Consider the following 25,862-nt stretch of genomic DNA (forward strand, 5'->3'; position numbering starts at 1 on the left):
TGACGCGGTCAACTCCTGCCACCACAGTCCCCACGGATTGACCAGCATGTCGGTCTGCCCGTCGAGCTGCCAGGTGATGTGCCCGGCCATGTTCTCGGCGATGCCGATATCGGCGAGGTGGCGGAATGCCACCGCCAACTGCTGTTCGTTGGTGAGGTCGACGCCGATGGGCGGCACCTTCGACGGTGCCCAGACTCCAAGACCGCCCCGCCGCACTTCGTCTGTGGTCATGACCGCTGCTCCTGCCGAATTTCGAGGCCCGCCTCGAGCGTCGATCGGATGTCCTCGCGAAGTTGGCCCTTCGCGACCTTGCCGCCGGAGGAACGCGGCAGCTCGTCGAGCACTTCGAGTCTCTCGGGCAACAGTTCCTTGGAAACACCCTGCTGCAGCAGGTGTTCGACGAGTGCGGGCAGATCGAGCACACCGCCGTCCTTGAGCTCGACATACGCACACACCCGCTCGCCGAACATGGGGTCAGGCATCGCCACGGCGGCCGCAACGGCCACGGCGGGGTGTGTCGCCACGACCTCCTCCACGGCGACGGCGCTGATGTTCTTCCCACCCCGCAGGATGAAGTCGGAGGTGCGGCCGGTCAGGCTGAGATAGCCCTCGGCATCCACCTCGCAGATATCACCCATGCGCATCCAGCCGTCCGTGGTGAACAACTTGTCGTGGTCGCTGCCACCCAGGTAGCCCAGGCTGGTCGCCGGGCCGCGGCAAGCCGGTTGCCCGCGACCGGATTCCGTGACGTCGCGATCACCGTCGAACAGTCGCACCTGCATCTCCGGCACGATCCTCCCCGCGGTGCGGAGGCGGCGGTGCAGTGTGTCCGCGGTGGTGGTCGCGCTCAACATGCCGGTCTCGTTGGAGCCGTAGAACTGCAGGATCGTGACCCCGGTGAGCTCTTCGAACTGCGCCGCCTGCGTGTACGGGAGCGGTTCACCGCCGGTGAACACGACGCGCAGGCTGGTGAGGTCATACTCGCGGGACGCCGGGCTCGCCAGCAGCATCGCCAATTGCGTGCTGACACAACAGAGCACCGTCACGCGGTACCGCTCGATCGCGGCGCAGGTGGCGACGGGATCGAAACGCTCGATTCGTACCGCCGTCGCGCCCAGGTGGATTGGCGTGGTGTGCGAGGTCCAGATTCCGAACCCGAAAGGCGTGGGGATGACGGGAAGGAAGACGTCGCCCGCCGTGAGTTCGCCGTTGGCGACCGCCTTCTGGTGGAAGTAGTACCAGCGATTCTCGGTGTGGACAACGCATTTGGGCAGACCGGTGGTGCCCGAGGTGGAGTTGATCAGAAAGACGTCGTCGGCCGCGAGGGGGCTCAGCCCCTCGGCAGCGCCCGGCCGAGAGGTGATGTCGATGAACAGCTCGTCGGCCTCATCTCCGAGCACCACCGCACGAAGGGACGACCCCATGGCATCGGCAGCCGCCTGAGCCGCCTGCCCACGGCGCTCGACATCGCTGACGAGCAACGACGGTTGCGCGGTCCGCAGGATCGCGGCCACCTCACGGACCCCCGCGCGGGCTCCCAGGCCCACGGCCACGGCGCCACAGCGTTCGATGGCAACCAAAAGCACGTGAATCGCCGAGCCGTCGTGGTGCCACACCGCCACACCATCGCCGGGCCCGACACCCAATGCCTGCAGTCTCGCCGCCAGGGTGGTGGCGGCGCTGTCGAACTCCGACCAGGTCAGCACACGATCGGAGGAGTCGAGCGAGAAGTCGACGTAGGCCGTTTTGTCCGGCGCCGACGCCGCGTTGTGCCGAACGCAGTCCGACAGCGTCGTGTCCGACCACCAGCCGGCGGCGCGGTACTCGGCAGCCTCGGTACTGGTCACGGCTGCGGTGTCGACGGCCATCACCAAATCATATGAAAATAAGGATCCCCGTCAATGGTCTGTGGCGGATTGCCCGCGATTACGCACCATCGAGGGATCGACGACGCCCGATGAACCCGGGTAGTGCTGGGCATTGACGAGGTGCGCCGCGGCAAGGTCGTGTGCGCGCCGCGCATCGCCGTCATCGATGGCATCGATCACCTGCAGATGATCCTCGAGGACCGCAAGGCGCTCGTTGACCGGGACGACACTGTGATCGGTCACCTGCGTCGACCAACCCTGTTCGTGCGCCGACCAGAGCGTTTCCAGCGCTCCCGCCAGGATGATCATGGTCTGGTTCCCACACAGCGAGACAAGCGCCTCGTGGTAGCGCCGGCTCGCCGACGTCGCGCGCAGAAGGTCGTCGACCGAGTCCAGCGCCTCGGCGTGCAGTTGACGCAGCGCAGGCACGACGGCGGTCTTGCGGTCAGCCCGCTCAGCGCACAGCGCCGCGCACGCCGGCTCGACCTGACGCAGCGCGCTACCCACATCCGAGAGGCCGACCTCGTGCGATCCGAGCACCAGACCGATCGTGTAGGCCACGTTCGCCGCGGTGGGCCGAATCACCACCGCGCCCCCGAGCTTGCCGCGACGCACCCGCAGCAACCCCTCGGCCTCGAGAATCCGCATCGCCTCGCGCAGGGATGGCTTGCTAACCGGGAACTCGAGGAGAAGCTCATCCTCCTTGGGCAGGATGCTGCCGTCGGCCAGTTCGCCGCGCAGGATCCGCCGCCGTAGCTGGTCGGCGACCTGCTCGGCGAGACGGCGGAATTGAATTGTCGGCTCTGCCATGGTCCAGGTCTCTATCGCGCTTCCAAATGATTTGCATCGTACTCATCAGCGCTCCGCTCCGGTCCGGTCTGCGCGCGGCCGTCTGACGCGCCAGGCCCAGGCCGACGCCCCCACGATCGTGGCGGCGAGCACGATCATCCACGGCCAGACCCCATGCCGATGGACCCAGCCGGCGATGGCGCCCTGCACCCGCCCCGCTCCCGCGATCACCGGATCCGCGGGATTGCCTCCCGCAGAGAACAACTGGACCTCGTAGTAGCCGTAGTAGGCGACATAGAGCCCGACCAGAATCAAAACTGCTCCGCCAATGCGGTTGACATACGGCAGGATTCGTCGGATTCGGTCGGTCAGCGCCGAACCGGCGAGTGCGACGACGACCGCCAGCACACCGACCACCAACGCGAAGCCGCCCGCGTATGCCAGGTAGATCCACGCTCGGCTGGCGACGGACGTACCGCCGAGACCGGCGCCGGTCACCGCCAGGAACGGGCCCACGGTGCAGGACAGTGAGGCAAGCGCATAAGCCACGCCGTAGCCGAACATCGAACCGAGCCTCGATGTCGGCGCCCCCGATACGCCGTGGGCCATCCGGTCCGGCGTCAGCAGGGCTAGCTCACGTCCACTGACCAACCAGATACCAAGCGCCACAAGCACAATGCCGATGACCACGGTGACATACGGGACGTACTGCTGCACCGTGGACGCCAGCGAGACCGTCAGCAACCCGAAGACAGCGAACACCACAAGGAATCCGAGCGTCATCGCCGCGGTCGCCGCCACGGCGCGTCCGACCGCGGTGGGAGCACCGTTTCCGTTGCCCCGCACCACCAACGCGAGGTAGGCGGGCAGCATCGCGAAGCCACACGGATTGAGTGCGGCGACCATTCCTGCTGCGAAGGCCAGCCCGACCAGATCTTGCTGCACGCGGCGCGACGACTACGTGCTCAGCGCGGAAACCCGCTCCTGCAGTTCCTGTTGCGGCATCGCCGCAGTCGGGTTGTTCACGAATGTCGATGAGCCATCAGGCCGATAGAACACGTACGCGGGCTGCCACGGCACGTTGTACCGCGCCCAGATGGAACCGTCGGCGTCATCGAGGTTCGTGAAGTTCAGGTTGTACTTCGATACGAAGTTCTGCATGGCCCCGACGTCGGAGCGAGCCGCAACGCCCACAAACGTCACCTTGGGGTTGGCGGCCGCGACACTGCTCACCGACGGCGCCTCGGCATTGCAGAACGGGCACCACGGTGTCCAGAACCACAGCACGGCGGGCTTGCCCTGCAGCGAGGCGCCGTTGAAGGGTGCGCCGGACAGCGTCGTTCCGGTGAAATCAAGGCGATCGTCGGCGAGCGCCGCCGGGGGGCTCGTCAGCGCCAACATGAGCACGGCGGCCACCGCACCGATGGTGAGTGACCTGCAGCGACGGAGGAAGTGACGGATCATGACGGCTCCTGTCTGCGCCGGACCCACGTGCGGCGTGTCTGAGGGGTGCCCTTTTGACACGGGTCCAATCGCCTAGTGGTTCACCGTCACCGAACGCAGCCGGCGGAGCGGATCAGCGAGCGAACTCGCCGAGGCGCTGTCCGAGTTCATCGAAGAGTCCGTGGTTCAGGCCGAATGTCGCCTTGACCTCGGCGACCACGCGCCGCTGATCGTCGTGGTCGAGGGCGAGCGCGTCGAGGCGATCGCGATAGGCGTCCTTGTAGATCTTCGGCTTGCTGATCTGGGGAAAGTCGTAGAACGCCAGGCCCGCGCCGTCGAGTTCGAATGTCCGGTCGAGGATGCGGCCGATGGCCTGGCCACCCGACAGGTCCCCGAGGTAGCGGGTGTAGTGGTGCGCGAGAAGCAGGCCGCCCCAATCGGCGCTGGTCAGACGCTCGGCGTACCGCGCCGCGGCGGGGCTGTCGGTGGCATACGAGGTGGCCCCGGGCGCCCAGTGATCGAGGTCGGCTTCGAGTGCCGCCAGACGCTCGAGGGCCGGGTCGTAGACCGCCGCCACGATCGGGTCGTTGCGGTGGCGGCGGACGGCCGCCTCGAGTGCGGCGTAGACAGTGTGCAACTGCCGCAGATAGGCGACATAGCCCGCAGGCGCGATCCGTCCCGCGAGGAGTTCACCGATGAAGTTCGCGTTCTCGGCGGCGTCGTGCTCGGACTGCGAGCCCTCCCGCATAGCGATCGATAACGGCTGCTCAACGGCGGTGGACACAAGGGTCATCGGGGCTCCTGAAGGGTTACGCACGCGGGGCTGTGCCAACTTTATGACACATTGTCAGCATCGTACTGACAACTAGTCAGAAAGTGTGGCCTCCCTTTCAGGGCGCCTTGCGCGACACAGCCCGGAGCAGGAACCTCTCCACCGTGGCCTGGTCGAGATCCCGCGGACTCAGGCAGGAGTGAATGAGCAACAGCGTGGTGTCGACGTCATCGACGACAAATGCGCCCTGCGCCACCCCATCCGCGATGATCTGGCGCAACACCGCCTCCACCGCCAGCACGTGCTCTCTGATGGCGGTACGCGACGCCGGGGACACAACGCCGGACATCTGACGCCCCAGCCCCATGTGGAATTGCTCGCCGGAGGCCAGGTGGTGGCGGATGTAGAGGCGCAGTGCGTCTGCCGGACTGTCGGCGCCCACCAGCTGTTCCTGCAGTGCGACGAGGTAGCGACCGGTCTCATGGGTGGCGAAAGCCACCAGCACCGCTTCCTTGTCGGGGAAGTGATGGTAGATCGCCGTTCGGCCAACCTCGGCCCGCGCCGCGATCTGCGCCATCGAGATCGCGTCGAAACTGTGCTCTGCCATCAAGTCGGCGAACGCCGCGAACACCCTGCGGCGCAGTGCCTCGCGGTGCTCTTCGACGGTGTCGGCATCGATCCGGGGCATAGTCAATCAAGCCTAGTCCCCGGCCGAACCGCGGCTCCGTCAGCGCAGGTATGCCTCGTCGCCGGTGGGGTACCCGCCGCCTGTGGTGGTGAGGTGGACGTGGTCGTAATGCCCGTAACCACCGCTCTGCGGGCCCTTGGGGGTGTAGTACACGCCACGCCAGATCGCATCCTGCAACCCGAACCGCTCTGCGTTCTTGAACGCGAACGCGACGATCTGGTTGCCGAGCGCGATGCCCGCGGCGGAGCTGGGGTTGGGGATCATCACGTCGAGTGCCAGGCCGTTGGGATGCCATCTCAGCGCATCCGCCCGCACACCGCCGATCGAGTGGATCTCGGGGAACGCCGCGCTGACCGCGCGTGCGGCCAGGATGGTCTTGACCTGAAGGCCGCGCTCCGGCGCGACACCGACGGGCAGCAGACGCGGCCGATCATCGACCCGCCACCTCGACGCCGCGACCGTGCGGTCCGGCGCCGCCGCCATGCTCACCTGCCCGATGGACGGCCCCGACCCTACGGCCGGTGCCAACGCCACGACCTCGAGGCAACACACCGGAACATCGGCGGCCACAGGAGTGGGTTCCTCGGTCACCACGGTGGGGTATGCACTCCCGCCAGCGGCGAGGAAGACGGCGGCCGGCGCGATCAGAGCGGCCAGGCCCACCGATCGTTTGCGACGGGGGCGGGCCAACGCATGTCTACCCACGGGAAGCACCATACGAGCAAAACGCAGGTTGTCCAGCAACTCCCGAGGAACCGAAGGGCGAGAGAGCATCCGTCTAAGAAATTGGGCGGACGGTGCAGCGACCACCGCCGCGCGGGCCGAACGCGTGCGATCCGTGGCCGATCCACCTCGACGTCTAGGGCATTTCCGCAGGTCAGACATGCCGACTCAGCACGGAGACGTATCCGATATCCGCCCGAGACCAAAACGTTACCCAGCAAGGAACTGACCAAACCGGCGCAATCGCCGACGGGCCAAAAATAAATTTGTTGCAAGGGCAACGTTCTGGACCGGTTTCAGGCGGTATTCGCGCTAGGCGTGCGAGAGCGCGCCGCGCCACACCGGCGCCGCCGCGGTGCGGTCGGTGACGACCCCGCGCCGGGTTTGGGCGATCTCTCCGATGATGGCGGAGACCTGGACGGGGTCCCCGTGAGCGGCGAACGTGCGCCGGTCCCACCACATCATCTGAGTCTGGTAGTGCTCGTTGGGGTACGGCGCGGCGGGGATGTCGGCCACGACACCGCCCGACGAACGCCACTGATCCAGGATGTGCGCCGCCGAGGTGGCCATGCAGTAGGTGATGTCGAAGAGCCCCATCGCGTGGAAGCCGCTTCGAGCGATCATCTTGGCCCGACGGCGACCGCCGCCGGGCTCCTTGTCCAGCCACGCCGCCTTCATCTCGAGGATGCCCAGCGGGACGCGCTCCGAGATCGCGGCATGCACCTGGTCCTCACCGGGATGCCCAGCCCACTCCACGACCGCATGTGAGTCCTCCGGCCCACGCAGCGGACCCTTTGCTCGCACACCACCGACCACCTGGCCGCTGATGTCAGTCAGCACCCAGAACAGCGCGGTGTCCTCGGCGCAGCGGTCCACGTCGGGGTCCAGCGCGTCTGAGACTCCGAATCGCGCGTAACTCGCGACAGCGCCGCGGTGATACCGGGCGAAGAGGTCGGGCTCGGCACTCGGCCTCGCCATGGTCATGGTGCATTCGGCCACCGGATCCCAGCAGGCGGTGCGCCTGAAGCCACCGAAGGTGGCCAGTCCGTCATGGGTGGGGGCAAGGGAGGGCGCGGTCATGTTTGGCGGTGCTCCATCGTGCTCGAGAGATAGCTGCCGACGGTCCGCCGACAGCGGATAGGGACGCAAATGGCAATGGGATTGTAACGCTACAAAACGTCACAACCTCGTGCTTCCGCTTACGTCGATGATTACAGCAATGAATTGCGTTGCCGCAGCCCCGGTCCCGTCGGCACCGACCCATCCGCCTTCACATCGTTGACAAGCGGGCAAATAGTTACAGACGTCACGTGGACCCCTCGGCGCGTCGCTCAACACACGCGCCCCGAGAGCCCAGCCCGTCCGAATCGCACGCCCGTCTCTGGCAAGCTGCCAACCGTGGTGGCGGTGGAGCAGTGGCTGCGGGAGCAATGCGCGGAGTACGGGTGGGGTCTGGGCGGTGTGTTCCGCAGCCGGGGCGATCACGCCTGGCCGCTGGTCGCGACGGGTCCCGAGGACCTCGAGGCACAACTCCTGGCTGGCGGACACATCCTGCCGCTGCCCAAGGAGCCCGCGGCGCTGGCAAACGTCCTCGAGGTCGGCATCGTCAGCTTCCTGATCGACCGTGCCGCCGACCTCTCCGGATCAATAGCCGCACGGGGCACCGAGCGTGGCTACCCCGATGTCGAACTCGGCGGTGAGGCGTTCGGTGGCGGATTTCACGCCATCGACATCAAAGTGGCCCGGCGCGCAGTCGGTGCCCGCGGCAACGCTTTGGGCCGAACACAGAGCCGAATCACCCTCTACACCGGCAACACCTATTTCAGGCACCCGAAGATCCTGTTTCCCGGAGTCATGCGGCCGTTCGCCGAATACGCCTCCCACCTCGACGTGCTCGGGATCTACACGCTCGACGAGAACACACCGGGCCGGGTGGCCGACCTCGAGCTGATCGTGGCGCACCCATGGCAGATCGCGAGCAGGCATCGATCGTCGACGACGCGTGAGTACATCGGAGCTGTCGACAAGATCGATCAGCTGCGCGCCGGTGAGGGCGAATTCGACACCGAGGCCGAGTTCTACGCGTACTGGCGCAAGTTCCCGTTCAAGACGGCAAGGGCCGTCGAACTGCTGCTCGCCAAGCAACTCGACAAATAGGCCCCCTCCGACGCCGGTTGCCTGTCGGCGTTTTGTGGGTGGGTCATGGGATGCTCTTGCCATGGCGAGCACAAAGGGAGTGGCGATCTCGTTGTTCTCTGGCGCAGGCGGTCTGGATCTGGGCGCGGAGGCGGCCGGATTCGACGTCCGAGCAGCCGTCGAGCGCAACCGCGATGCCGCGCTCACCATGGAGAAGAACTTCCCTGCGCTCGCCTCACCCGTCATCCAGCAGGACATCCTCGAGACCAGCACCGACGAGATTCTGCGCGCCGCCGGGCTGCGCAAGGGGCAACGCCCCGACCTTCTCCTCGGTGGGCCGCCGTGCACCCCATTCAGCAAGAGCGGCTTCTGGCTCGAGTGGAAGCGCTCCGGGCTTGATCCGGACGCGTCGCTGCTGCAGGAGTACACCCGGGTGCTCCGCGAGGCCAGACCCCGCGCGTTCGTCCTGGAGAACGTCTACGCCCTGACCTATGACAACCGCGCCAGCCGTCCCGCACTGCAACGGCTGCTACGTGAGATCGACGAGGCGGGTTACGCCTACCACATGGAAGTCCTCCATGCGGCGAATTTTGGTGTGCCGCAAGCACGCCCACGACTTTTCATCGTCGGCGCGCCGAAGGGAAAGCCGACTCCCGTGCTCCCCACACCGACACACGGTGGAAGTTGGGAGCGCCGCACCACCGGCAATGGCGAGCGCCCCTTCGTCACCTCGGGTGAGGCACTCGAGGGGTTGGTCTGCGACCCCGAGCCCGAGGAGGTGCTCCGCGGTCAGTACGCCCCCCTGCTCGCCGAGATCCCGCCCGGCAGCAACTACCTGCACTACACCACCGAGCGCGGCCATCCGCGGCCGAAGTTCGAGTGGCGCAGTCGGTACTGGTCGTTCCTGTTGAAGCTGGACCCCGGTAAGCCCTCGCCGACCATCCAGGCCCAACCGGGGCCGAATGTCGGGCCCTTCCACTGGAACAATCGGCGATTGCGCGCCGCAGAGATCAAGCGGCTCTTCACCTTTCCCGATCACTTCGAACTCGTCGGCAGCCGATCCAGCGTGCAGGCCCAGTTGGGCAACTCGGTTCCCCCGTTACTCGCCCGGCAGGTTTTCGAGTCGGTCAAGGCGTCACTGCCCGGCTGACACTGTGTCTCGCGGTCGTTGTGGCCGCGCCGGAGTGGGTTTCGGCCGAGTGGATTCCGAGAAGTCCCAGCGCAACCATGGCGCACGCGCCGAGGGCGGCGAGCAGTCGCGCGGTGGAGCGATCGAACCGCTGCTGTTTGACGTCCATCTCAGGAGCCTGCCGGGTGCACTGGCCCTACAGCTGAATCCCCGCTGTGACGTTGCTAGTAGCCGAACTGCGGCTGTTGCGGGTAGTACGGGGGCTGCTGGTACTGCGGAGGCTGCTGGTAGGGCGGCGGATTCGGGTTCGACGGCACCTGGATCGGGATGGGCACCGGCAGGAACGGCACCGTGAGGTAGCTGGTCGTCATCGCCGGCGCCGTCGTGGTCGTCGTTGTTGTGGTCGGCGGCGTCGTCGTGGTCGTTGTTGTGGTGGTCGTCGTCGTTGTGGTCGTCGGCGACGTCGTGGTCGTAGTGGTGGTCGGTGCGGGGCGCTCCACCGTGACGGTCTCCGGGGGCGGCGGAGGTGGCGCCTCGTTGGTCACGGTCACCACGCTCGGCGGCGGCTCAACAGGGGGCGGTGGCTCAACGGGAGGCGGAGGCGGCAGCTCCGATGGGGGCGGCGGCAGAAGTTCAGGCGCGGAGGTCGCGGTGACCGGGGCCGTGCTCGGCTTGGGCGTCGAGTCGTCGGTCGCGCTCGTCAAGACGATCGCCACACCGCCGACGGCGACCAGAGCCACGACCGCGGCCAGCCCGAAGACCAACTGCGGCAACCGTTGCCAGGCTCGGGGTTCATCGTCATAGGTGGCGGCGGCCGGAACGTATTGCGACACCGCACGTGTCGTGCCGGTGTCAGCGGCGACGTACGGGCTCTGTCCGGTGTAGGGGCTCTCGTAGGGATTGCCGGTGTACGGCAGCGGATCGGCGACGAGGTCATCGTCCTGCGACCAGGCCAGTGCGCGGAAGGTCGCCGATCCCGGGGCACTGGCATCGACGGCGCCCAGGTCGATGGTGCCCGTGGCCAGTGCTGCCGACGCCACCCCGGTCTGAGCATCGGAGTCGGCGGCGAATGCGGCGAACACGGCGGCCCCCACCGCGGCGTCGAGCGCCGGCTGCGGCGTGGTCACCACGGGTGCCTGACTGTGTTCGGCCAGCCGCCGAGTCACCAGCGGGATGCGCGCTCCCCCACCGACGGCGATCACGGACGAGACGTCAGCCCACGCAATCCTGTTGCGCAGCAATAATTCATCGAGTTCGGAGAAGACCTTGTCCAACGGCGCCGCCATCAGCGTCTCGAGATCTTCCCGGGTGACCTGAACGGCGGATCGATGGCCCGGCAGTTCGACCGTCACCTCGGTCGCGTCCAGGTCGGACAGCGACTCCTTGGCCCGGCGGGACTCCTCTCGCAATACCGTCAACGATCCGACGGATGCGGTCCCCGCCGGGTCGATGCCGTCGCTGTCGGCCACCGCGTCGAGCACGTGCGCCAGCAGAGCCTGGTCGATCTGCTCACCCGAGAAGTCGGGGACCCGCAGCGTCTCGATGGGCTCGAACGACGACGCGGCGTCAGCCAGGGTGATGCTGGTGCCACCGCCACCGAAGTCCATGAGCGCAACGACGCCACTGCTGGGCAGTCCGGGATTGGCGTGCAGCGCCGTCAGTGCCGCGACGGCGTCGGACACCAGTCGCGCGGGAACGCCGTTGGGTGAGAGGGCTGGTTTGGCCCGCATGGCGGCGCGTAACGCCCGCAGCGTCGCACCGTTCCAGTGCGCCGGCACCGCGACAGCGACCTGCGATGCATCCCCGTCGCCGATCATCGCGTCGAGTGCCTCGACGACGAGGTTGTCGGCCAGATGTCTCGTGCTGTCCGCGGAGACCAGGGGCACCGGATCGCCGACTCGTTCGACGAAACCGCTGAGTACCTGGCCGGAAACGGTCAGCACGGATCGCCGCGTGACGGGTGGGTTGCCGACTCGAGCCGCAACCATGTTGGTGGTCCCGATCGACAACCCCAACGGGTCGCTCATAACGGACCCACCATAACCGCAACACCACCGCCGGTGGCTCAGACACTCCGGTGGCAAACTATTCGAACAGCGTTCTGGCAGCTAGGTTTTGACCTTCTGGGTCTTACGAAGCAGGGCTGAACCGGCAATGCCGACCAAGATCATCGCGATGCCCAGCGCGGCTGGGGTCGCATCCGAGACCCATCCCACGATGCCTGTCACCAGGATGAACGGCGGTAACCAGTCCAGCAGTCGGGCCAATGACTCGGGCGGGTCGGCGGCTTCACCGATGGACTGCGAGAACTTGGCGCCAGCGTAGTCGGGATAGAACTCGGTGAACTCCACGGCGAACAGAATCGCCGCGAGCGGCAGGATCCAGCCCATCCAGAAGTCGTTGTCGGTGCGCAGCACAGTGCCGCCAAGCGCCCCGATGATGGCCGAGAACGTGAAGGCACCGGCCCACACCGCCGAGATGGCGCAGTTGATCCGCATGAACAGCGGTGATTCCCAGTACTCCTCGGGCGTGGTGTCCTTGGCGTAGGACATCGTGAACGGCCGCCGGATCAGAAGTGTCACGATCGCGAAACTCGCGAGGGCGATGTTGCTGACCTCACCCGCCCACTGCTCGAGCCACGTGATGACGCCGTCGGAGGCGACAAGTCCAAGGATTGCCATCACAACGAAGAACGCCGCGCCGAACACCTCGAGCAGGTGTATCGGCACGCCGCGACGCCACCCCACCCACAGGGTGAACAGGGTTAGGCCAAGGGCTGCGGACGCGGCCTCCTCGAACCTGCCGGGTCCGGACAGAATCGACAGCAGCACCCACGGCGCGATGCCGGCGAGAGGCGATTTCACGTATCCGTCAATAAAACCCACGCCGGAATCGTATGCGAGCACGTGGACGTGTGTTGAAATGTCGAGATGGGTGACATCGACGAGATCCAGCAAGTGAAGTACCGCTACCTACGTGCGCTCGACACCAAGCACTGGGACGATTTCGCGGAGACACTCACCGAGGACGTCATCGGCGACTACGGCGAGTCTCTTGGCGAGGAGCACCACTTCACCGATCGGACTTCACTGCTCGAGTTCATGACGACCTCCATGCCGGCCGACGTCATCACCGAGCACCGCGTGACACACCCGGAGATCACCGTCGACGGCGATGAGGCCACCGGCATCTGGTACCTGCAGGACAAGGTCATCGTGCCGAAGTTCAACTTCATGTTGATGGGTGCGGGTTTCTACCACGATCGTTATCGGCGCACCGCCGATGGCTGGAAGATCAGCGCAACGGGCTACGACCGCACCTACGACGCGTCGTTGTCAACGGAGTCCTTGAACTTCAAGGTGAAAGCCGGTCGCGCCGTCCGGACTTGATCACTTGGACACGGCGATGAGCGCACCGGGGCGCAGCCACTTGATGAGCTTGACCATCATCGCGTCATCGATCGCCACGCAGCCTGCCGTCGCCCCGCCATCGGTGGTGTGTAGGAAGAACGCGCCGCCCTTGCCGGGGACGCGCTCCTTGTTGACGCCCATCACGACCGCGTGCGCGTACTGGGGGATGTCGAGGTTCTCGGTGCCATCGCTCAGCGATGTGCTGAACGGGCACTTGCTCTTCTCGCACACCTGCATCAGGTTGTAGGTCGGGCTCTTCATATCGCCGTCCCACCAGTGGTTGGGTCCGACCTGCACGTACTGCAGTCCCCCGCCTGGATTCGGTTGTGTGCCAAAGGCGAAGTCGAGGGTGTAGATACCCATCGGCGTCAACAGCGAGCCGTCGTAGTGGTCGGGCGACATGCCCTTGGAGCCGATCTTGGCAGGCACGCCGGCGGCGATCGCTTGCCAGCCGGCCGCGGTGCGTTCGTACACGTCGAGCTTGGCGTCCGAGCCACCCACGCCCACAACCGAAATCACCTGGGTGGCGCCCCCCACCTGGCTGGCGAACCACGGGATGAGTTCAGCACGGGCCACGGGCGCGGCCGCCAGAGACACCACCGCCACGCATAAGACGGTCAGCAGTCGGCGCACGTCCTCCATCGTTCGCAGACGACCGACGTCAGGTCAAGACAAGGATTGGACACGATCCGGTGCCGGTTTAGCCCGTGGCGCGCCGGGCTACGTTGGGTGCCATGGAACTCCTGCGACGCCGACGAGGCATTCAGCAGATCGGGGAGGGCCTCGGCACCCTCGACCGCGAGGTTTTCGAGGCGATCGCCGAGTCACCCAGCCCGTTGCTGGATGCGGTGATGCCGCGACTGTCCTCGGCAGCCGACCACTCCAAGCTGTGGTTCGTGCTCGCGGCGGCCATCGGCGCGGTCGGCAGCACATCGGCCAAACGCGGCGCGGCCCGCGGTGTGGCCAGCCTCGCGGTGACGAGTCTGCTGACCAATCAGGTCGCCAAACGGGTGTGGAAGCGGCCGCGACCGAACTGGGCCACCGTGCCCGTCGTGCGGCGCTCTCGGCGGATGCCCACCTCGAACTCACTGCCATCGGGTCACTCCGCCAGCGCAGCGGCGTTCGCCGTCGGAGTGGGGCTCGAGAGCCCACCCGTGGGACTCGGCCTCGCACTGCTGGCAGGCATGGTGGGGGTGTCCCGCGTCGCCACCGGCGCGCACTACCCCGGCGACGTGCTGGCGGGTTTCGGGCTCGGAGCCGCGATCGCGGTGGTCGGGGCTCGAATCGTGCCACCGATCGTCGAGGCCGGGTTGCCCACCGCCGACCCACTGCGGGTGGAGACCCCACCGCGGCCCGACGGCGCCGGGGTGGTGCTTGTCATCAACCCCACCTCCGGAAGCGGCACCGGGGCGCGCGTCGTCGAAGAGGTCCGCGAGGCGCTGCCGAGGGCCGAGATCGTGGAACTCGACGGTGACGACGACATCCAGACGGTCCTGCGGGACGCGGCAGAACGCGCCGAGGTGCTCGCGGTCGGTGGCGGCGACGGAACCGTGTCCTGCGCCGCGGGCATCGCGCTGGAGACCGGTGTCCCCTTCGCGGTGTTCCCGGGCGGCACCTTCAACCACTTCGCCAAGGACGTCGGCTGCGACACCGTGGCCCGCACCGTCGCCGCGATCCGCGAGGGCAGCGTCGGTTGCGTGGATGTCCTGCGTCTCAACGAGACCGACACTGTCATCAACACGGCGAGTATCGGCGCCTACCCCGCGTTCGTCCGGACGCGCGAGAAGCTCGAACACAGGATCGGCAAGCCGCTGGCCGGCGCGTACGCCATCTTCCACACCCTGCGCCGCGAGGCACCCGTGCGAATCGCCTACGACAACAAGGTCCTTACGACCTCACTGTTCTTCCTGGGGAACTCCGTCTACCTCCCGTCGGGTTTCGCACCGTCACGGCGCACCCGAATGGACGACGGCCTGATCGACGTGCGCATCCTCGAGACCGGCCGCCGCCTGGCCACGTTGCGCATCGTGGTGTCTCTGGCTCTCGGCCGACTGGTGCGCAGTCCGCTCTATCACGAGATGCGGGTCCCCGAGTTCCGCTTCACCGCCGTCGACGGCCCCACCCCGCTCGCCCACGACGGGGAGGTCGAAATGACCTTGGAAGAGGCCAGTTTCAGCGTTCTCTACCGTGCGCTTCCGGTGTTTCGGCCTCTGCCTTGACAGCCCTGAACCCGCCGGAGAGCACGGGCAGGCAGGCGAGGAACCACAGGTAGCCGAGCGCCCATCCCGCCACCACGTCGGAGGGGTGGTGCACGTTCAGGGCGACACGGCCCACGCCGACCGCGATGACCACGATCACGCCCGCGACGACGAGCCACGGCCACAGTCCCCGTCGCACGTACGGGGCGAGGACCACCGCGAGCGCCAGCACGCTGACCATCACCCCGAGCGCGTGGCCGGACGGGAAGGACGTCGACAGTGCGTGGACCATCGCCGTGGCGGGCCGGGGTCGGTCCGCCAGGTACTTCGCCGCCTCGGTCAGAACGCCCGACAGCTCGATGCTGAGGATCAGGAACACCGCGATTCGGCGCTGCCGTCGCATGAATGCGTACACGATCAGGCCAACTGTGACGAGCCGGAACACAAACGGGGAGAACACCGTGCACACGGTGTTCCAGAACGTCACCCACATGTGGTTCTCGACGCCGGCCCGGTGCGCGGCGGCAAGTGCGGACGCATCGACATCGGCGACCCACGCCCACGGCGTTGTCCATCCGATCCACATCGCGACGTATAGCGCGGCGGCCAGCACCGCGAGGCCCAGCAGCACGGGCTTGCTCTTCGTCACTCGCCGCCTCCTAGCCGCACGTTTTCGCCTCTGCTCGCTGCGACGGCGTTAGTCTGCGCGAATGGCCGTATTTCTGCGCAGGCTACTAGGTATCGGCAAACTGCCCGACGACATGCGCGCCGCGGTCGAGTCCGAGGGTCTGATTCACCTCGCCGAGTTCGTCCCGGTGACGTTCCGGTTCTCGGGGAGGATCCCCGGCAAGACCGCCCGCGGCAACCTTCGCAGCTACGTCGGCGCGCTGGCGCTCACCAATCGTCGTGTGCTCGGCACTGTGTCGACGGTGCCGAAGAAGGCGGGCCGCTCCGTCGACCACCAGTGGAACGACGCGGAGGGTTCGATGGTGCACGCCACCCTCGACGAGAGCGGGTTGACACTGGATTTGCCCGATCTCTCGGCGGTGGACCCGACCCTCACCGGTTCGGTGTCGCTGCACTACAAGTCGCCGCTACCGCAGGATGTTCTGCTGCGCCTGCCGGAGCGGTCGTTCATCTTCGACGTACCGCCCAAGTTCGTCTACTCGATGTGCGGTGTGCCGCGCGGCTAGGCGTCGACGTCACCGTCGGTGTAGAACCACCGGCCGGCGCGACGTTCGAACTGGCTGCGCTCGTGCATCGCGGCCGCCCGGCCGTCGACCTCGTAGTGGGCGGTGAACTCCACTTCCCCACGATCGTCGTCAACCCCGCCTGCCGCGGTATCAGTCACCTCGAGTCCGCGCCAGACGATGTCGGCGTCGATGCTGACGTCCGTCGGGCGCGTACGCGGGTGCCAGGTGCGGAAGACGTAGTCGGCATCACCACGTGCATAGGCCGCGTATCGCGACCTCATCAACTCCTCGGCGGTCGCCGCGTCACGTCGACCGTCGTGGAGTGGTTCGCAGCAGACGTCATAGCCGGCGCCGCTGCCGCACGGGCAGTTCACGTCACGGGAGCAGGATGTAGGTCATGGTCGGCACGTGCTTGACATCGCGAGTGTGCCAAGCGCCGACGCCGCCGTATTGGGCGTTGTTCATCTCGGTGATGTTGAGGTAGAGACCGTCGGGGCGTTGGCTCGTCGAGTTCACCCACGCGACGTGTCCATAGTCGGCCGCACCCTGCACACCTGGCTGGAACACGACCAACGAGCGGGGTTGGGCATCGTCGGTCACCGTCCACCCGCTGGCTTGTGCGGATGCCGGCCAGTCCTTGGCGTTACCGCTCAAGGCCGGATAGCTGCCTGCCGCCTGGAACCATTTCTGCATCGCACCGTCGGTACATTGACCGGGCGTCGCACGGTTGACGTTGGTCGTCCGCCCTGTCGTTGGCCCATTGGTCGATGCGGGTTCCGATTCGAGTACCGACTGGCCGTCGCCGCAGTCGGGTGCGACGACACCGAGTGCGCCGGTATCGATGTACACCTCGGGGACGAAACTGCCGTCAGAGGTTTTGTACCACAAGTCATTCCATCCGCCGGTGGGGACGCTGGGATTGAGGTGCCCTGTGACGGACTGCCCTCGCTGCGAACACACCAGCGTGAGCTGATCCCCCTGGTCGTACCAGGCATTCTGCGCGACGTTCAGGTTGGCATCCGCCATACGCTGCGTGTGCACCTTCACCGTGGCCGAGGTCTCGGCCTGCGCAGGCGCTGTGGTCAGCGCCGCACACGCCACGAACACACCTCCCAGCGCCGCCCCCGTCATAACTCTCCTGCCGGCGACCATTGTCTAGCCCCTTCCCGCTCGCGACGGATCGCGCGAGATCGTTGCCCCGGCTGGATGCCCCAAGGTCACGCCGACTCGCCCGTACCCAGGGCATATAGATGTCCGTGTCCAAAACGTTACAAACGGGTCAGATGTGACCGTCGGGGCACAACAGGAAGTCGGCAAGCTTCCGCGACGGCCGGTAGCGCTGGCGGCGATGGGCCCCTCGCCAGGTAGGCATGCGGGTTTGTCGCTCTGTCCGGCGACCACCCCGTTCCACCGCGTGATCGGCCTCCCGAGCACGCCCGTTGAACGCAACGGTTGCCGATCCCTCGTCCGACGTGTTGGGTAGACCCCCGATGAGAGACGACCGGTGAGCGGACCCGAACCCGACAACGTCCTGTTGGTGCACTGGCACGACCTGGGCCGCCACCTCGGGGCCTACGGTCACACCGACGTCTCCAGCCCCCGGCTTGACCAGCTCGCCGCCGAGGGCATCCTGTTCACGAGGGCGCATGCGACGGCGCCGCTGTGCTCGCCGTCGCGTGGGTCGCTGTTCACCGGCCGGTACCCGCAGAGCAACGGCCTCGTCGGCCTCGCCCACCACGGCTGGGAGTACCGCTCGGGAGTCCGCACCCTGCCGCACCGCCTGTCCGAGTCCGGTTGGCGCACTGCGCTATTCGGCATGCAGCATGAGACGTCCTACCCGCCGACCCTGGGATTCGACGCCTATGACGTGTCGAACTCGTACTGCGAGTACGTGGTCGAGCACGCGACGACCTGGTTGACACAGGCGCCCGAGGAGCCGTTCCTACTCGTCACCGGCTTCTTCGAGACCCACCGCCCCTATCCCCCCGCGCGATACGAACCCGCCGATCCCGATGCCGTCACCCTGCCGGACTACCTGCCCGATCTGCCCGACGTGCGCCAGGACCTGGCCGACTTCTACGGTTCGATATCGGTGGCCGATGCCGCCGTCGGTCGACTCCTGGACACGCTCGCCGAGACCGGACTGGACCGCTCGACCTGGGTGGTCTTCCTCACCGATCACGGGCCGGCCCTGCCGCGCGCGAAGTCGACGCTGTACGACGCAGGCACCGGCATCGCGATGATCGTGCGGCCCCCGACGCGCCATCGGGCGCCCGGCCGCGTGTACGACGAACTGTTCAGTGGCGTGGATCTGATGCCCACGCTGCTCGAAATACTGGGCCTGCCGGTCCCCGAGGATGTCGAGGGACTCTCACACGCCGCGACGCTACTCGAGCCCATTACGCATTCCACGCCCGTGCGTGACGCAATTTATACGATGAAGAACTATCACGATTCCTTCGATCCCATTCGAGCGATCAGAACCAAGGAATTCAGCTATATCGAGAATTACGCGAATCGACCCATTCTGGAACTCCCCCTCGATATCGAGGAGAGCGCCCCGGGAAAGGTGATGGGCCCCTTGAATTCCGCGCCGCGCCCGGCACGCGAGCTCTATGATCTGCGCACCGACCCCACCGAGCGAGACAATCTGCTGACCGGCACCGTAACGCCGGATTCCGAGGCTATCGCCAGCGAGATGGCCCTGCTGCTCAACGACTGGCGGGAGAAGATGAACGACGTCATCCCCTCCGATTTCGCTGGCTCCCGCATATCCGCCAGGTACACCGAAACGTATATGCACATAAATGGATTGACTCTTCCCAGTCGCTCCGCAATGGCGGCCGAACGCGGCGTCGAGGACAGCCTCGACACAATGCAATAGTTCGACTCACCACGAATTAAAAGCCAACTCTTCCGGCGGATATGCACCGCCATTTCAATGGGGTTAGGCTCACGCGCATGTCGGCTCCGCCTGCGTATCTGGTGCTCGCCTCACAGCGCAGTGGCAGCACACTGCTCGTCGAGTCGCTCCGCGCGACCGGCGTCGCCGGTGAGCCCGGCGAGTTCTTCCAATACCTACCGAAGACCAGCCAGTCACCGCAGCCACGCGAGTGGTTCACCGGCGTCGAGGATCAGTCGATCCTGCGCCTGCTCGACCCGTTGGACGAGGGAAAGCCCGACCTCGCGCCACCGGAGATCTGGCGTGACTACATCCGCACTGTGGGCCGCACCCCGAACGGCGTATGGGGCGGCAAGCTGATGTGGAATCAGACGCCGCTGCTGCTGCAGCGCGCCGAGGGTCTTGCAGACCGCTCAGGCACCGGCCTGCTGTCAGCGATCCGCGACGTCGTCGGGGCCGATCCCGTGCTGGTGCACGTGTACCGGCCCGACGTGGTCTCCCAAGCGGTCTCGTTCTGGCGCGCGGTGCAGACCCGGGTGTGGCGAGGGCGGCCAGACCCGGTCCGCGATGCGCGTGCCGAGTACCACGCCGGCGCCATTGCACACGTCATCACGATGCTGCAGGCGCAGGAAGTGGGCTGGCGTAACTGGTTTGCCGAGGAGAACGTCGAGCCGATTGAGGTGCCCTACCCAGTGTTATGGCGCAACCTCACCGAGATCGTCGGCACCGTTCTCGAAGCGCTCGGCCTCGACCCCCGACTGGCACCGGAACCGGTGCTCGAACGCCAGGCCGACGGCCGCTCCGACGAATGGGTGGACCGCTACCGCGTCGACGCGCAACGAGAGGGACTACCGCTGTGACGACCGTGTCCGACGAGACCACGCACGTCGACGAGCTGCGCCTGCTGGAGGCGGAGGCAGTCCACATCATCCGCGAGGTCGTGGCAGAGTTGGCGCGCCCGGTGCTGCTGTTCTCCGCAGGCAAGGACTCGATAGTCCTGCTTCGCCTGGCGGAGAAGGCCTTTCGGCCCTTCCCCCTGCCCTTTCCCGTCCTTCACATCGACACCGGCCACAACTTTGACGAGGTCATCGAGTTTCGCGACCGCAGGCTCGGAGAACACGGACACCGGCTGATCGTCGGGTCTGTGCAGGAGTCGATCGACGCGGGCCGGGTCCCCGACCCCGGTCCTGACGCATCCCGCAACCGGCAGCAGACCCGCACCCTGCTGGATGCGCTGGAGGCAGGCGGGTTCGACGCGGCATTCGGCGGCGCCCGCCGCGACGAGGAGCGCGCCCGCGCCAAGGAGCGCATTCTGAGCTTCCGCGACGAGTTCGGCCAATGGGATCCGCGCGCACAGCGGCCGGAACCGTGGTCGCTCTACAACGGGCGGATCCGCAAGGGCGAGCAGGTCCGAGTGTTCCCTCTGTCCAACTGGACCGAGCTGGACGTGTGGCGCTACATCGAACTGGAGAACCTCGAACTGCCGTCGATCTACTTCGCCCACGAGCGCGAGGTGCTCGAGCGTGACGGCATCCTGCTGGCGGTTTCGGAGTACGTCGCACCGCGGGACGGCGAGACGTCCGCCGTCGAGTGGGTCCGCTACCGCACTGTCGGTGACCTCACGATCACCGGCGCCGTCAGGTCCCACGCCACGGCTATCGCCGGTGTGATCGAGGAGATCTCGGCGGCAACGGTGTCCGAGCGTGGCGAGACCCGAGCCGACGACCGGACTTCGGTTGCGGCGATGGAGGACCGCAAGCGGGAGGGCTACTTCTGATGGGGCGAGCGAAGCGACGGGGAATCTGATGGGGCGAGCGAAGCGACGGGGAATCTGATGCCACCGACGAGGCAGTTACTCAGGATGGCCACCGCGGGGTCGGTGGACGACGGCAAGAGCACCCTGATCGGCCGGCTGATGCACGATACCGACAGCCTGCCTCTCGACCATCTCGATGCCGTCACTGACGAGGCCGGTGTCGCCGACCTGGCCGCGCTCTCCGACGGATTGCGCGCCGAGCGTGAACAGGGCATCACCATCGACGTCGCGTACCGGTTCTTCTCGACCGAGCATCGCAGCTACATCCTGGCCGACACCCCCGGCCACGAGCGGTACACGCGCAACATGTTCACCGGAGCCTCCAACGCACACGTCGCGGTGCTGCTAGTGGATGCCCGGTCCGGCGTGCTTCGTCAGACCCGCCGACACGCGCGCATCGCCAAACTCCTTGGCATCCAACACTTCGTGGCAGCCGTCAACAAGATCGACCTCGTCGAGTTCGACGCGGGCAGGTTCAGCGAGGTCGAGGTCGAGCTCGCCCAGATGGCCGCCCGCCTCGGCGGCGCGGAACTGTCGGTCATCCCCATCGCCGCCAAGCTCGGGGACAATGTGGTGCACCGCTCCGACAACACTCCCTGGTACACCGGACCGACACTGCTGGAGTATCTCGAGGGCATCGAACTGTCCGCGCCGCAGCCCGAAACGGCCAAGCTGCGCTTTCCCATCCAGTGGGTGTCCCGACCGGGCACAGACCAGCGCAGGCGCTACACCGGCCGGCTGGCGTCGGGAACCCTGAGTGTGGGCGACTCAGTGGTCTCTCTGCCCGCGGGTACCCGCTCCACCGTGACCGCCGTCGACACTCTCGATGACTCCCGCACGACAGCCGTTGCACCACTGTCCATCTCGATCGAACTGGCCGATGACATCGATGTGGGCCGCGGCGACGTGCTGGTAAGCGGCACCGACAACGCGACACTGCCGGTGCTAGCCCGCGAAATCGACGCGACCGTGTGCTGGTTCGCCGAGACCCCACTGCGCGCCGGTGATCGAATCGCACTGAAGCAGACCTCAAAGACGGTGCGCGCCACGGTGCAGGCCCTGCACACCCGGCTGGATCCCGAAACACTCGACGAGCTGGACAATCCAGTTGAGCTGTCGCTCAACGATATCGGCACGATCACGTTGCGCACCAGCTCCGTCGTGGTAGCCGACCCGTACACCGACAATCGTGACAGCGGCGCGTTCATCCTGATCGACGAGACATCCAACGACACCATCGGTGCGGGCACCATCGTGCAACCCCGCGAGGTAAAGCCGGGAGCCCAGACCCGCAATGACATTCGCTGGCACCCGTCGTCACTGGACCGTGACTACCGCTGGACGTCGACCGGCCAGCGCGGCGCCACCATCTGGTTCACTGGCCTTCCCGCATCGGGCAAGTCGACGGTGGCCGTCGCCGTGGAGCGCGCGCTGGTTGAGGCGGGAGAGGTCGCTTACCTGCTGGATGGTGACAACATCCGGCACGGACTGTCCGACGATCTCGGCTTCTCCGCCGGTGACCGCGCCGAGAACATCAGGCGGGTAGGACATCTAACGCGCTTGTTCGCCGACGCAGGCGTGGTCGCGCTGGCCTCACTGGTGTCGCCGCTGAAATCGGACCGGGAGATCGCCCGCGCCCTCAACGACGCGGCGAAGCTGCCGTTCATCGAGGTACACATCTCGACGTCGGTGGCAGAGTGCGAGAAGCGCGATCCGAAGGGGCTCTACGCCCGGGCCCGGGCCGGCGAGCTGAAGGGGCTCACCGGCATCGACGGACCGTATGAGGCGCCCGAGAGTCCCGATCTGGTTCTCGACACCACAGGTGCCGATATCGATGACCTGGTGGCCCAGGTGCTCAAGGTGCTGGAGGCCCGGCGTGGCACCGCCTAGGAAGAACGCCTACCCGCCCACCCGGGCGACCACGAAGACACGGCGGAACGGGAAGAACGTGGTGCCGTCGGGACGCTGCGGATAGGCCTCGGCCAGCATCGGGGTGATCTCCCGCAGATACTGCTGCCACAGATCCTCGGGCAGCCGGCTCCGCACCTGGGTCAGCGCCGTGCCCATGATCCAGTCCAGAACCGGTGTCTGGCCGGTCAATTGATGGACATAGGTGGTCTCCCAGGCATCGACGGCGCAACCCGCCTCGGTCAGGATGTCGGCGTAGCCCGTGGGTGTGTTCACCACCTTCTCATCGCGGAACGGCATGTCCCGCAAGGGCTCGGCGAACGGTTCGGTGCGCGCGAGCGCCTTGACGGCCTCGTGCGAGGGGGCATTGAAGTTCCCCGGCACCTGCATCGCGATCCACGACCCGGGCGCCAACTCCCCCGCCCACCGCACCATCAGGTCCGTGTGGCCGGGTACCCACTGCAGCGCCGCGTTCGACACGACCACGTCGGTGTCGGGTTGCGGTGACCACTTCTCGAGGTCACCGACGACGGCGTCCAGGCCCCGATCACGCGCAGCGGCCACCATCTCCGGTGAGGAGTCGACGGCCTCGATCGCGGCGTCGGGCCACCGCTTCGACAGGCTGAGCGTGAGGTTGCCCGGCCCGCACCCGAGGTCGACGACGCGGCGCGGGTTCGTCGCTCCAACCCGCGCCAGCAGGTCGAAGAACGGGCGTCCACGATCGTCTGCGAAGGCCAGGTACACGTCGGGATTCCACACCGTGACATTCTCTCTGATGATGGAAGCCTCAGACTCCGTACGTTCGATCTGGACATCGCTCGGGTTGCCCGGCATCGTCGACGTCCACACCCACTTCATGCCGAAACCGGTGATGGACAAGGTGTGGAAGTACTTCGACGACGTGGGACCGCTGGTCGGGCGGCCCTGGCCGATCACCTACCGCACCGACGAGGCCAACCGCCTGGCCACGCTGCGCGGCTTCGGCGTGCGGTCCTTCACATCCCTGGTCTATCCGCACAAACCGCAGATGGCGGCCTGGCTGAATCAGTGGGCCACCCAGTTCGCGGCGGACACCCCGGACTGCCTTTCCACCGCCACGCTGTTCCCAGAACCCGGCGTGAGCGGTTACGTCACCGACGCGATCGACCGTGGCACCCGTGTGTTCAAGGTCCACGTCCAGGTCGGACAGTTCGACCCCAGCGATCCCCTGTTGGACGACGCCTGGGGCGTGATTGCCGACGCCGGCGTCCCCGTCGTCATCCACTGCGGTTCGGGGCCGGCCCCCGGCGATCACACCGGGCCCGGGCCCATCCTGGCGTTGCTCGCGCGCCACCCACGGCTGCGGCTGATCGTCGCGCACATGGGCATGCCCGAGTACACCGACTTCCTCGATATCTGCGACAGGTATGACGGCGTGCACCTCGACACCACCATGGCGTTCACCCCGTTCGTCGAGGAGAACATGCCCTTCCCCGCCGACGCATATCCACGGCTGCGCGACCTGGGTGATCGCATTCTGTTCGGTAGCGACTTCCCCAACATCCCGTACGGCTACGCCGACGCGCTCACCGCGGTGACCCGGCTGGACCATTTCGACGATGACTGGCGACGCGGCGTGCTGTACGACAACGGCGCCCGATTGTTCGACCTCGACCGCCAGGACAGTTTGCCGGGATAGCATCACGTGTGGCCAGTGTCGCCCCGATCGATCCGCCGATTCCGGTTCCCGATGTCGAGGGTGCCGACGCCTCGGCCCGCGGCTTACCGCGTCGGGACGACCTGAGCTGGCATCAGAAGCTCATCGTCGACTCCTCGGCCGTCGCCGACCTGGGCCTGCGCACGGCCATCGCGTCGGTGATCGGTGCTGCCATGTTGCCGCGCGTCGCGGCGGCGACACTGCGCCCGTCGCAGACCAGAGCCGAACACGACGCACTCGAGTTCTACGCCGAACTCGGTGCGGCGCGCGATCCCGTCACGTCGTTTCCTGCGCCAACCGAGATGCCGCGCGTCTCGACGCGCGCGGCGAACCCTTTCGCCGAGTGGATCGCACACGGGCGGGTGGAGAACATCCGCTTCACGAGTAGCCATCGGGCGATCAACCCAGCCCTGAGAGAGCGGCGCAGCGCCTACACGCGTAACAACGTCGTCCACGCACAGCACTGGCTCCACGACGACGGTCCTCGTCCCACGCTGTGTCTGATCCACGGTTTCATGGGATCGGCGTATCTGTTCAACGGGTTGTTCTTCTCGCTGCCGTGGTTCTACCGGTCGGGTTACGACGTGCTGCTCTACACGCTGCCCTTCCACGGTCAGCGTGCCGAGAAGCACTCCCCCTTCAGCGGTTACGGCTACTTCGCCGACGGCCTGGGCGGCTTCGCCGAGGCGATGTCGCAGGCCGTGCACGACTTCCGCTCGGTGCTGGACTATCTCGAGCACACCGGTGTGGACCGAATCGCCCTGACGGGAATGTCCTTGGGCGGCTACACCTCGGCACTCATCGCAAGCGTCGATGACCGGGTTCAGGCCGTCATCCCCAACGTGCCGGTGGTGACACCGGACGCCGCGTTCGACGACTGGTTCCCGGCGAGCCTGCTGGTCAAGCTTGGTAACCGAATGGCGGGAACCGACAGCGACCTGATGTCGGCCGCGTCGGCCTACCACTCACCGCTGAACTACCCCCCGCTGGTGCCGAGGGATCGCCGTCTCATCATCACCGGCCTCGGTGATCGTCTCGCACCCCCCGAGCAAGCCGAAATGCTCTGGGAGCACTGGGATCGCTGCGCGTTTCACTGGTTCCCCGGCAATCACATCCTGCACGTCAGCCAGCCCGACTACCTGCGCAGGATGACCCGCTTCATGCGGGGGTTCATGTTCGGCTAGGCGTGGC

At 66.6% G+C, this 25,862-nt stretch carries 27 protein-coding genes; 11 read left to right on the plus strand and 16 right to left on the minus strand.

Going from position 1 to position 25,862, the window contains the following annotated elements:
• The 9 genes from ABIA65_RS32100 to ABIA65_RS32140 form a co-directional block, all read right to left on the minus strand.
• A partial coding sequence (locus ABIA65_RS32100) for a class II aldolase/adducin family protein (protein ID WP_354526103.1) occupies positions 1 to 231 on the minus strand: 231 nt, incomplete at its 3' end.
• A complete protein-coding gene (locus ABIA65_RS32105; RefSeq protein ID WP_354526104.1) occupies positions 228 to 1,868 on the minus strand; it encodes a class I adenylate-forming enzyme family protein in 1,641 nt (546 codons plus the stop codon). The genes ABIA65_RS32105 and ABIA65_RS32100, both read right to left, overlap by 4 nt.
• A 30-nt stretch (positions 1,869 to 1,898) precedes the next feature.
• Entirely contained in the window at positions 1,899 to 2,678 is a 780-nt protein-coding gene (locus ABIA65_RS32110) for a FadR/GntR family transcriptional regulator (RefSeq protein WP_354526105.1), read from the minus strand.
• Between the two features lie 45 nt (positions 2,679 to 2,723).
• The gene (locus ABIA65_RS32115; RefSeq protein WP_502919647.1) at positions 2,724 to 3,563 is read right to left on the minus strand and encodes a cytochrome c biogenesis CcdA family protein; all 840 of its coding nucleotides are present in this window, start codon (positions 3,561 to 3,563) and stop codon (positions 2,724 to 2,726) included.
• Between the two features lie 51 nt (positions 3,564 to 3,614).
• A complete protein-coding gene (locus ABIA65_RS32120) occupies positions 3,615 to 4,121 on the minus strand; it encodes a protein disulfide oxidoreductase (protein ID WP_354526107.1) in 507 nt (168 codons plus the stop codon).
• Positions 4,122 to 4,233: 112 nt separating this feature from the next.
• Positions 4,234 to 4,893, minus strand: a complete 660-nt coding sequence (locus ABIA65_RS32125) for a biliverdin-producing heme oxygenase (RefSeq protein ID WP_241401403.1) — start codon at positions 4,891 to 4,893, stop codon at positions 4,234 to 4,236.
• Positions 4,894 to 4,990: 97 nt separating this feature from the next.
• Complete coding sequence (locus ABIA65_RS32130; protein ID WP_354526108.1) at positions 4,991 to 5,560, minus strand: TetR/AcrR family transcriptional regulator; 570 nt, start codon at positions 5,558 to 5,560, stop codon at positions 4,991 to 4,993.
• 39 nt (positions 5,561 to 5,599) lie between these two features.
• Entirely contained in the window at positions 5,600 to 6,265 is a 666-nt protein-coding gene (locus tag ABIA65_RS32135; protein ID WP_241401405.1) for a VldE C-terminal domain-containing protein, read from the minus strand.
• A gap of 330 nt (positions 6,266 to 6,595) precedes the next feature.
• Positions 6,596 to 7,363 carry a hypothetical protein gene (locus ABIA65_RS32140; protein WP_354526109.1) on the minus strand — a complete coding sequence of 256 codons (768 nt, stop codon included), beginning with the start codon at positions 7,361 to 7,363 and terminating at the stop codon, positions 6,596 to 6,598.
• Between the two features lie 318 nt (positions 7,364 to 7,681).
• Between ABIA65_RS32140 and ABIA65_RS32145 the strand changes: the two genes are divergently transcribed.
• Together ABIA65_RS32145 and ABIA65_RS32150 are read left to right on the plus strand one after the other, a co-directional pair.
• Positions 7,682 to 8,440, plus strand: a complete 759-nt coding sequence (locus tag ABIA65_RS32145) for a type II restriction endonuclease (RefSeq protein WP_241401407.1) — start codon at positions 7,682 to 7,684, stop codon at positions 8,438 to 8,440.
• A gap of 61 nt (positions 8,441 to 8,501) precedes the next feature.
• Positions 8,502 to 9,569 carry a DNA cytosine methyltransferase gene (locus ABIA65_RS32150; protein WP_241401408.1) on the plus strand — a complete coding sequence of 356 codons (1,068 nt, stop codon included), beginning with the start codon at positions 8,502 to 8,504 and terminating at the stop codon, positions 9,567 to 9,569.
• 203 nt (positions 9,570 to 9,772) lie between these two features.
• On the opposite strand, the gene ABIA65_RS32155 is transcribed toward ABIA65_RS32150, so the two are convergent.
• Together ABIA65_RS32155 and ABIA65_RS32160 are read right to left on the minus strand one after the other, a co-directional pair.
• On the minus strand, positions 9,773 to 11,575 hold the full coding sequence (locus ABIA65_RS32155) for an Hsp70 family protein (protein WP_354526110.1): 1,803 nt from the start codon (positions 11,573 to 11,575) through the stop codon (positions 9,773 to 9,775).
• An 81-nt stretch (positions 11,576 to 11,656) separates the two neighbouring features.
• Positions 11,657 to 12,433 carry a DUF3159 domain-containing protein gene (locus tag ABIA65_RS32160; protein ID WP_241401411.1) on the minus strand — a complete coding sequence of 259 codons (777 nt, stop codon included), beginning with the start codon at positions 12,431 to 12,433 and terminating at the stop codon, positions 11,657 to 11,659.
• 45 nt (positions 12,434 to 12,478) lie between these two features.
• On the opposite strand from ABIA65_RS32160, the gene ABIA65_RS32165 reads away from it, so the two are divergent.
• Positions 12,479 to 12,937, plus strand: a complete 459-nt coding sequence (locus ABIA65_RS32165) for a nuclear transport factor 2 family protein (protein ID WP_241401412.1) — start codon at positions 12,479 to 12,481, stop codon at positions 12,935 to 12,937.
• Here the strand turns inward: ABIA65_RS32165 and ABIA65_RS32170 are convergent, their stop codons facing one another.
• Positions 12,938 to 13,591: a L,D-transpeptidase family protein gene (locus tag ABIA65_RS32170; RefSeq protein ID WP_354526164.1), complete on the minus strand. Its 654-nt coding sequence runs from the start codon at positions 13,589 to 13,591 to the stop codon at positions 12,938 to 12,940.
• Between the two features lie 101 nt (positions 13,592 to 13,692).
• On the opposite strand from ABIA65_RS32170, the gene ABIA65_RS32175 reads away from it, so the two are divergent.
• A complete protein-coding gene (locus ABIA65_RS32175; RefSeq protein ID WP_241401413.1) occupies positions 13,693 to 15,177 on the plus strand; it encodes a bifunctional phosphatase PAP2/diacylglycerol kinase family protein in 1,485 nt (494 codons plus the stop codon).
• Here the strand turns inward: ABIA65_RS32175 and ABIA65_RS32180 are convergent.
• Positions 15,131 to 15,805 carry a phosphatase PAP2 family protein gene (locus ABIA65_RS32180; RefSeq protein ID WP_354526111.1) on the minus strand — a complete coding sequence of 225 codons (675 nt, stop codon included), beginning with the start codon at positions 15,803 to 15,805 and terminating at the stop codon, positions 15,131 to 15,133. The genes ABIA65_RS32175 and ABIA65_RS32180 overlap by 47 nt on opposite strands.
• 61 nt (positions 15,806 to 15,866) lie before the next feature.
• Between ABIA65_RS32180 and ABIA65_RS32185 the strand changes: the two genes are divergently transcribed.
• Positions 15,867 to 16,349 (plus strand): hypothetical protein, encoded by a 483-nt coding sequence (locus ABIA65_RS32185; RefSeq protein ID WP_241401415.1) that lies wholly within the window; start codon positions 15,867 to 15,869, stop codon positions 16,347 to 16,349.
• Here ABIA65_RS32185 and ABIA65_RS32190 read toward each other — a convergent pair.
• Both ABIA65_RS32190 and ABIA65_RS32195 read right to left on the minus strand, forming a co-directional pair.
• Complete coding sequence (locus ABIA65_RS32190; protein ID WP_256462137.1) at positions 16,346 to 16,723, minus strand: YchJ family protein; 378 nt, start codon at positions 16,721 to 16,723, stop codon at positions 16,346 to 16,348. The two genes, ABIA65_RS32185 and ABIA65_RS32190, sit on opposite strands and share 4 nt — an antisense overlap.
• 1 nt (position 16,724) lies before the next feature.
• A complete protein-coding gene (locus ABIA65_RS32195; protein WP_354526112.1) occupies positions 16,725 to 17,480 on the minus strand; it encodes a CHAP domain-containing protein in 756 nt (251 codons plus the stop codon).
• A gap of 373 nt (positions 17,481 to 17,853) precedes the next feature.
• Here ABIA65_RS32195 and ABIA65_RS32200 point away from each other — a divergent pair, with 373 nt between their 5' ends.
• From ABIA65_RS32200 to cysC, 4 genes are all read left to right on the plus strand, one after another.
• On the plus strand, positions 17,854 to 19,233 hold the full coding sequence (locus ABIA65_RS32200; RefSeq protein WP_354526113.1) for a sulfatase family protein: 1,380 nt from the start codon (positions 17,854 to 17,856) through the stop codon (positions 19,231 to 19,233).
• 77 nt (positions 19,234 to 19,310) lie between these two features.
• Positions 19,311 to 20,111, plus strand: a complete 801-nt coding sequence (gene stf0 / locus ABIA65_RS32205; protein ID WP_354526114.1) for a trehalose 2-sulfotransferase — start codon at positions 19,311 to 19,313, stop codon at positions 20,109 to 20,111.
• Positions 20,060 to 21,028, plus strand: coding sequence for a sulfate adenylyltransferase subunit CysD (cysD, locus tag ABIA65_RS32210; RefSeq protein ID WP_371746878.1), 969 nt, complete (start codon positions 20,060 to 20,062; stop codon positions 21,026 to 21,028). Before stf0 ends, cysD begins: the two co-directional genes overlap by 52 nt.
• A gap of 57 nt (positions 21,029 to 21,085) precedes the next feature.
• Positions 21,086 to 22,957, plus strand: a complete 1,872-nt coding sequence (gene cysC, locus ABIA65_RS32215) for a sulfate adenylyltransferase subunit CysN (protein WP_354526115.1) — start codon at positions 21,086 to 21,088, stop codon at positions 22,955 to 22,957.
• A gap of 9 nt (positions 22,958 to 22,966) precedes the next feature.
• On the opposite strand, the gene ABIA65_RS32220 is transcribed toward cysC, so the two are convergent.
• A complete protein-coding gene (locus ABIA65_RS32220; RefSeq protein WP_354526116.1) occupies positions 22,967 to 23,734 on the minus strand; it encodes a trans-aconitate 2-methyltransferase in 768 nt (255 codons plus the stop codon).
• 19 nt (positions 23,735 to 23,753) lie between these two features.
• On the opposite strand from ABIA65_RS32220, the gene ABIA65_RS32225 reads away from it, so the two are divergent.
• Together ABIA65_RS32225 and ABIA65_RS32230 are read left to right on the plus strand one after the other, a co-directional pair.
• Positions 23,754 to 24,653: an amidohydrolase family protein gene (locus ABIA65_RS32225; protein ID WP_371747144.1), complete on the plus strand. Its 900-nt coding sequence runs from the start codon at positions 23,754 to 23,756 to the stop codon at positions 24,651 to 24,653.
• A gap of 8 nt (positions 24,654 to 24,661) precedes the next feature.
• Complete coding sequence (locus ABIA65_RS32230) at positions 24,662 to 25,855, plus strand: alpha/beta hydrolase family protein (RefSeq protein ID WP_354526117.1); 1,194 nt, start codon at positions 24,662 to 24,664, stop codon at positions 25,853 to 25,855.
• Positions 25,856 to 25,862 lie beyond the last annotated feature (7 nt).

Source organism: Mycolicibacterium sp. 624, assembly GCF_040548615.1.
In the GTDB taxonomy this organism is placed as follows: Bacteria; Actinomycetota; Actinomycetes; order Mycobacteriales; family Mycobacteriaceae; genus Mycobacterium.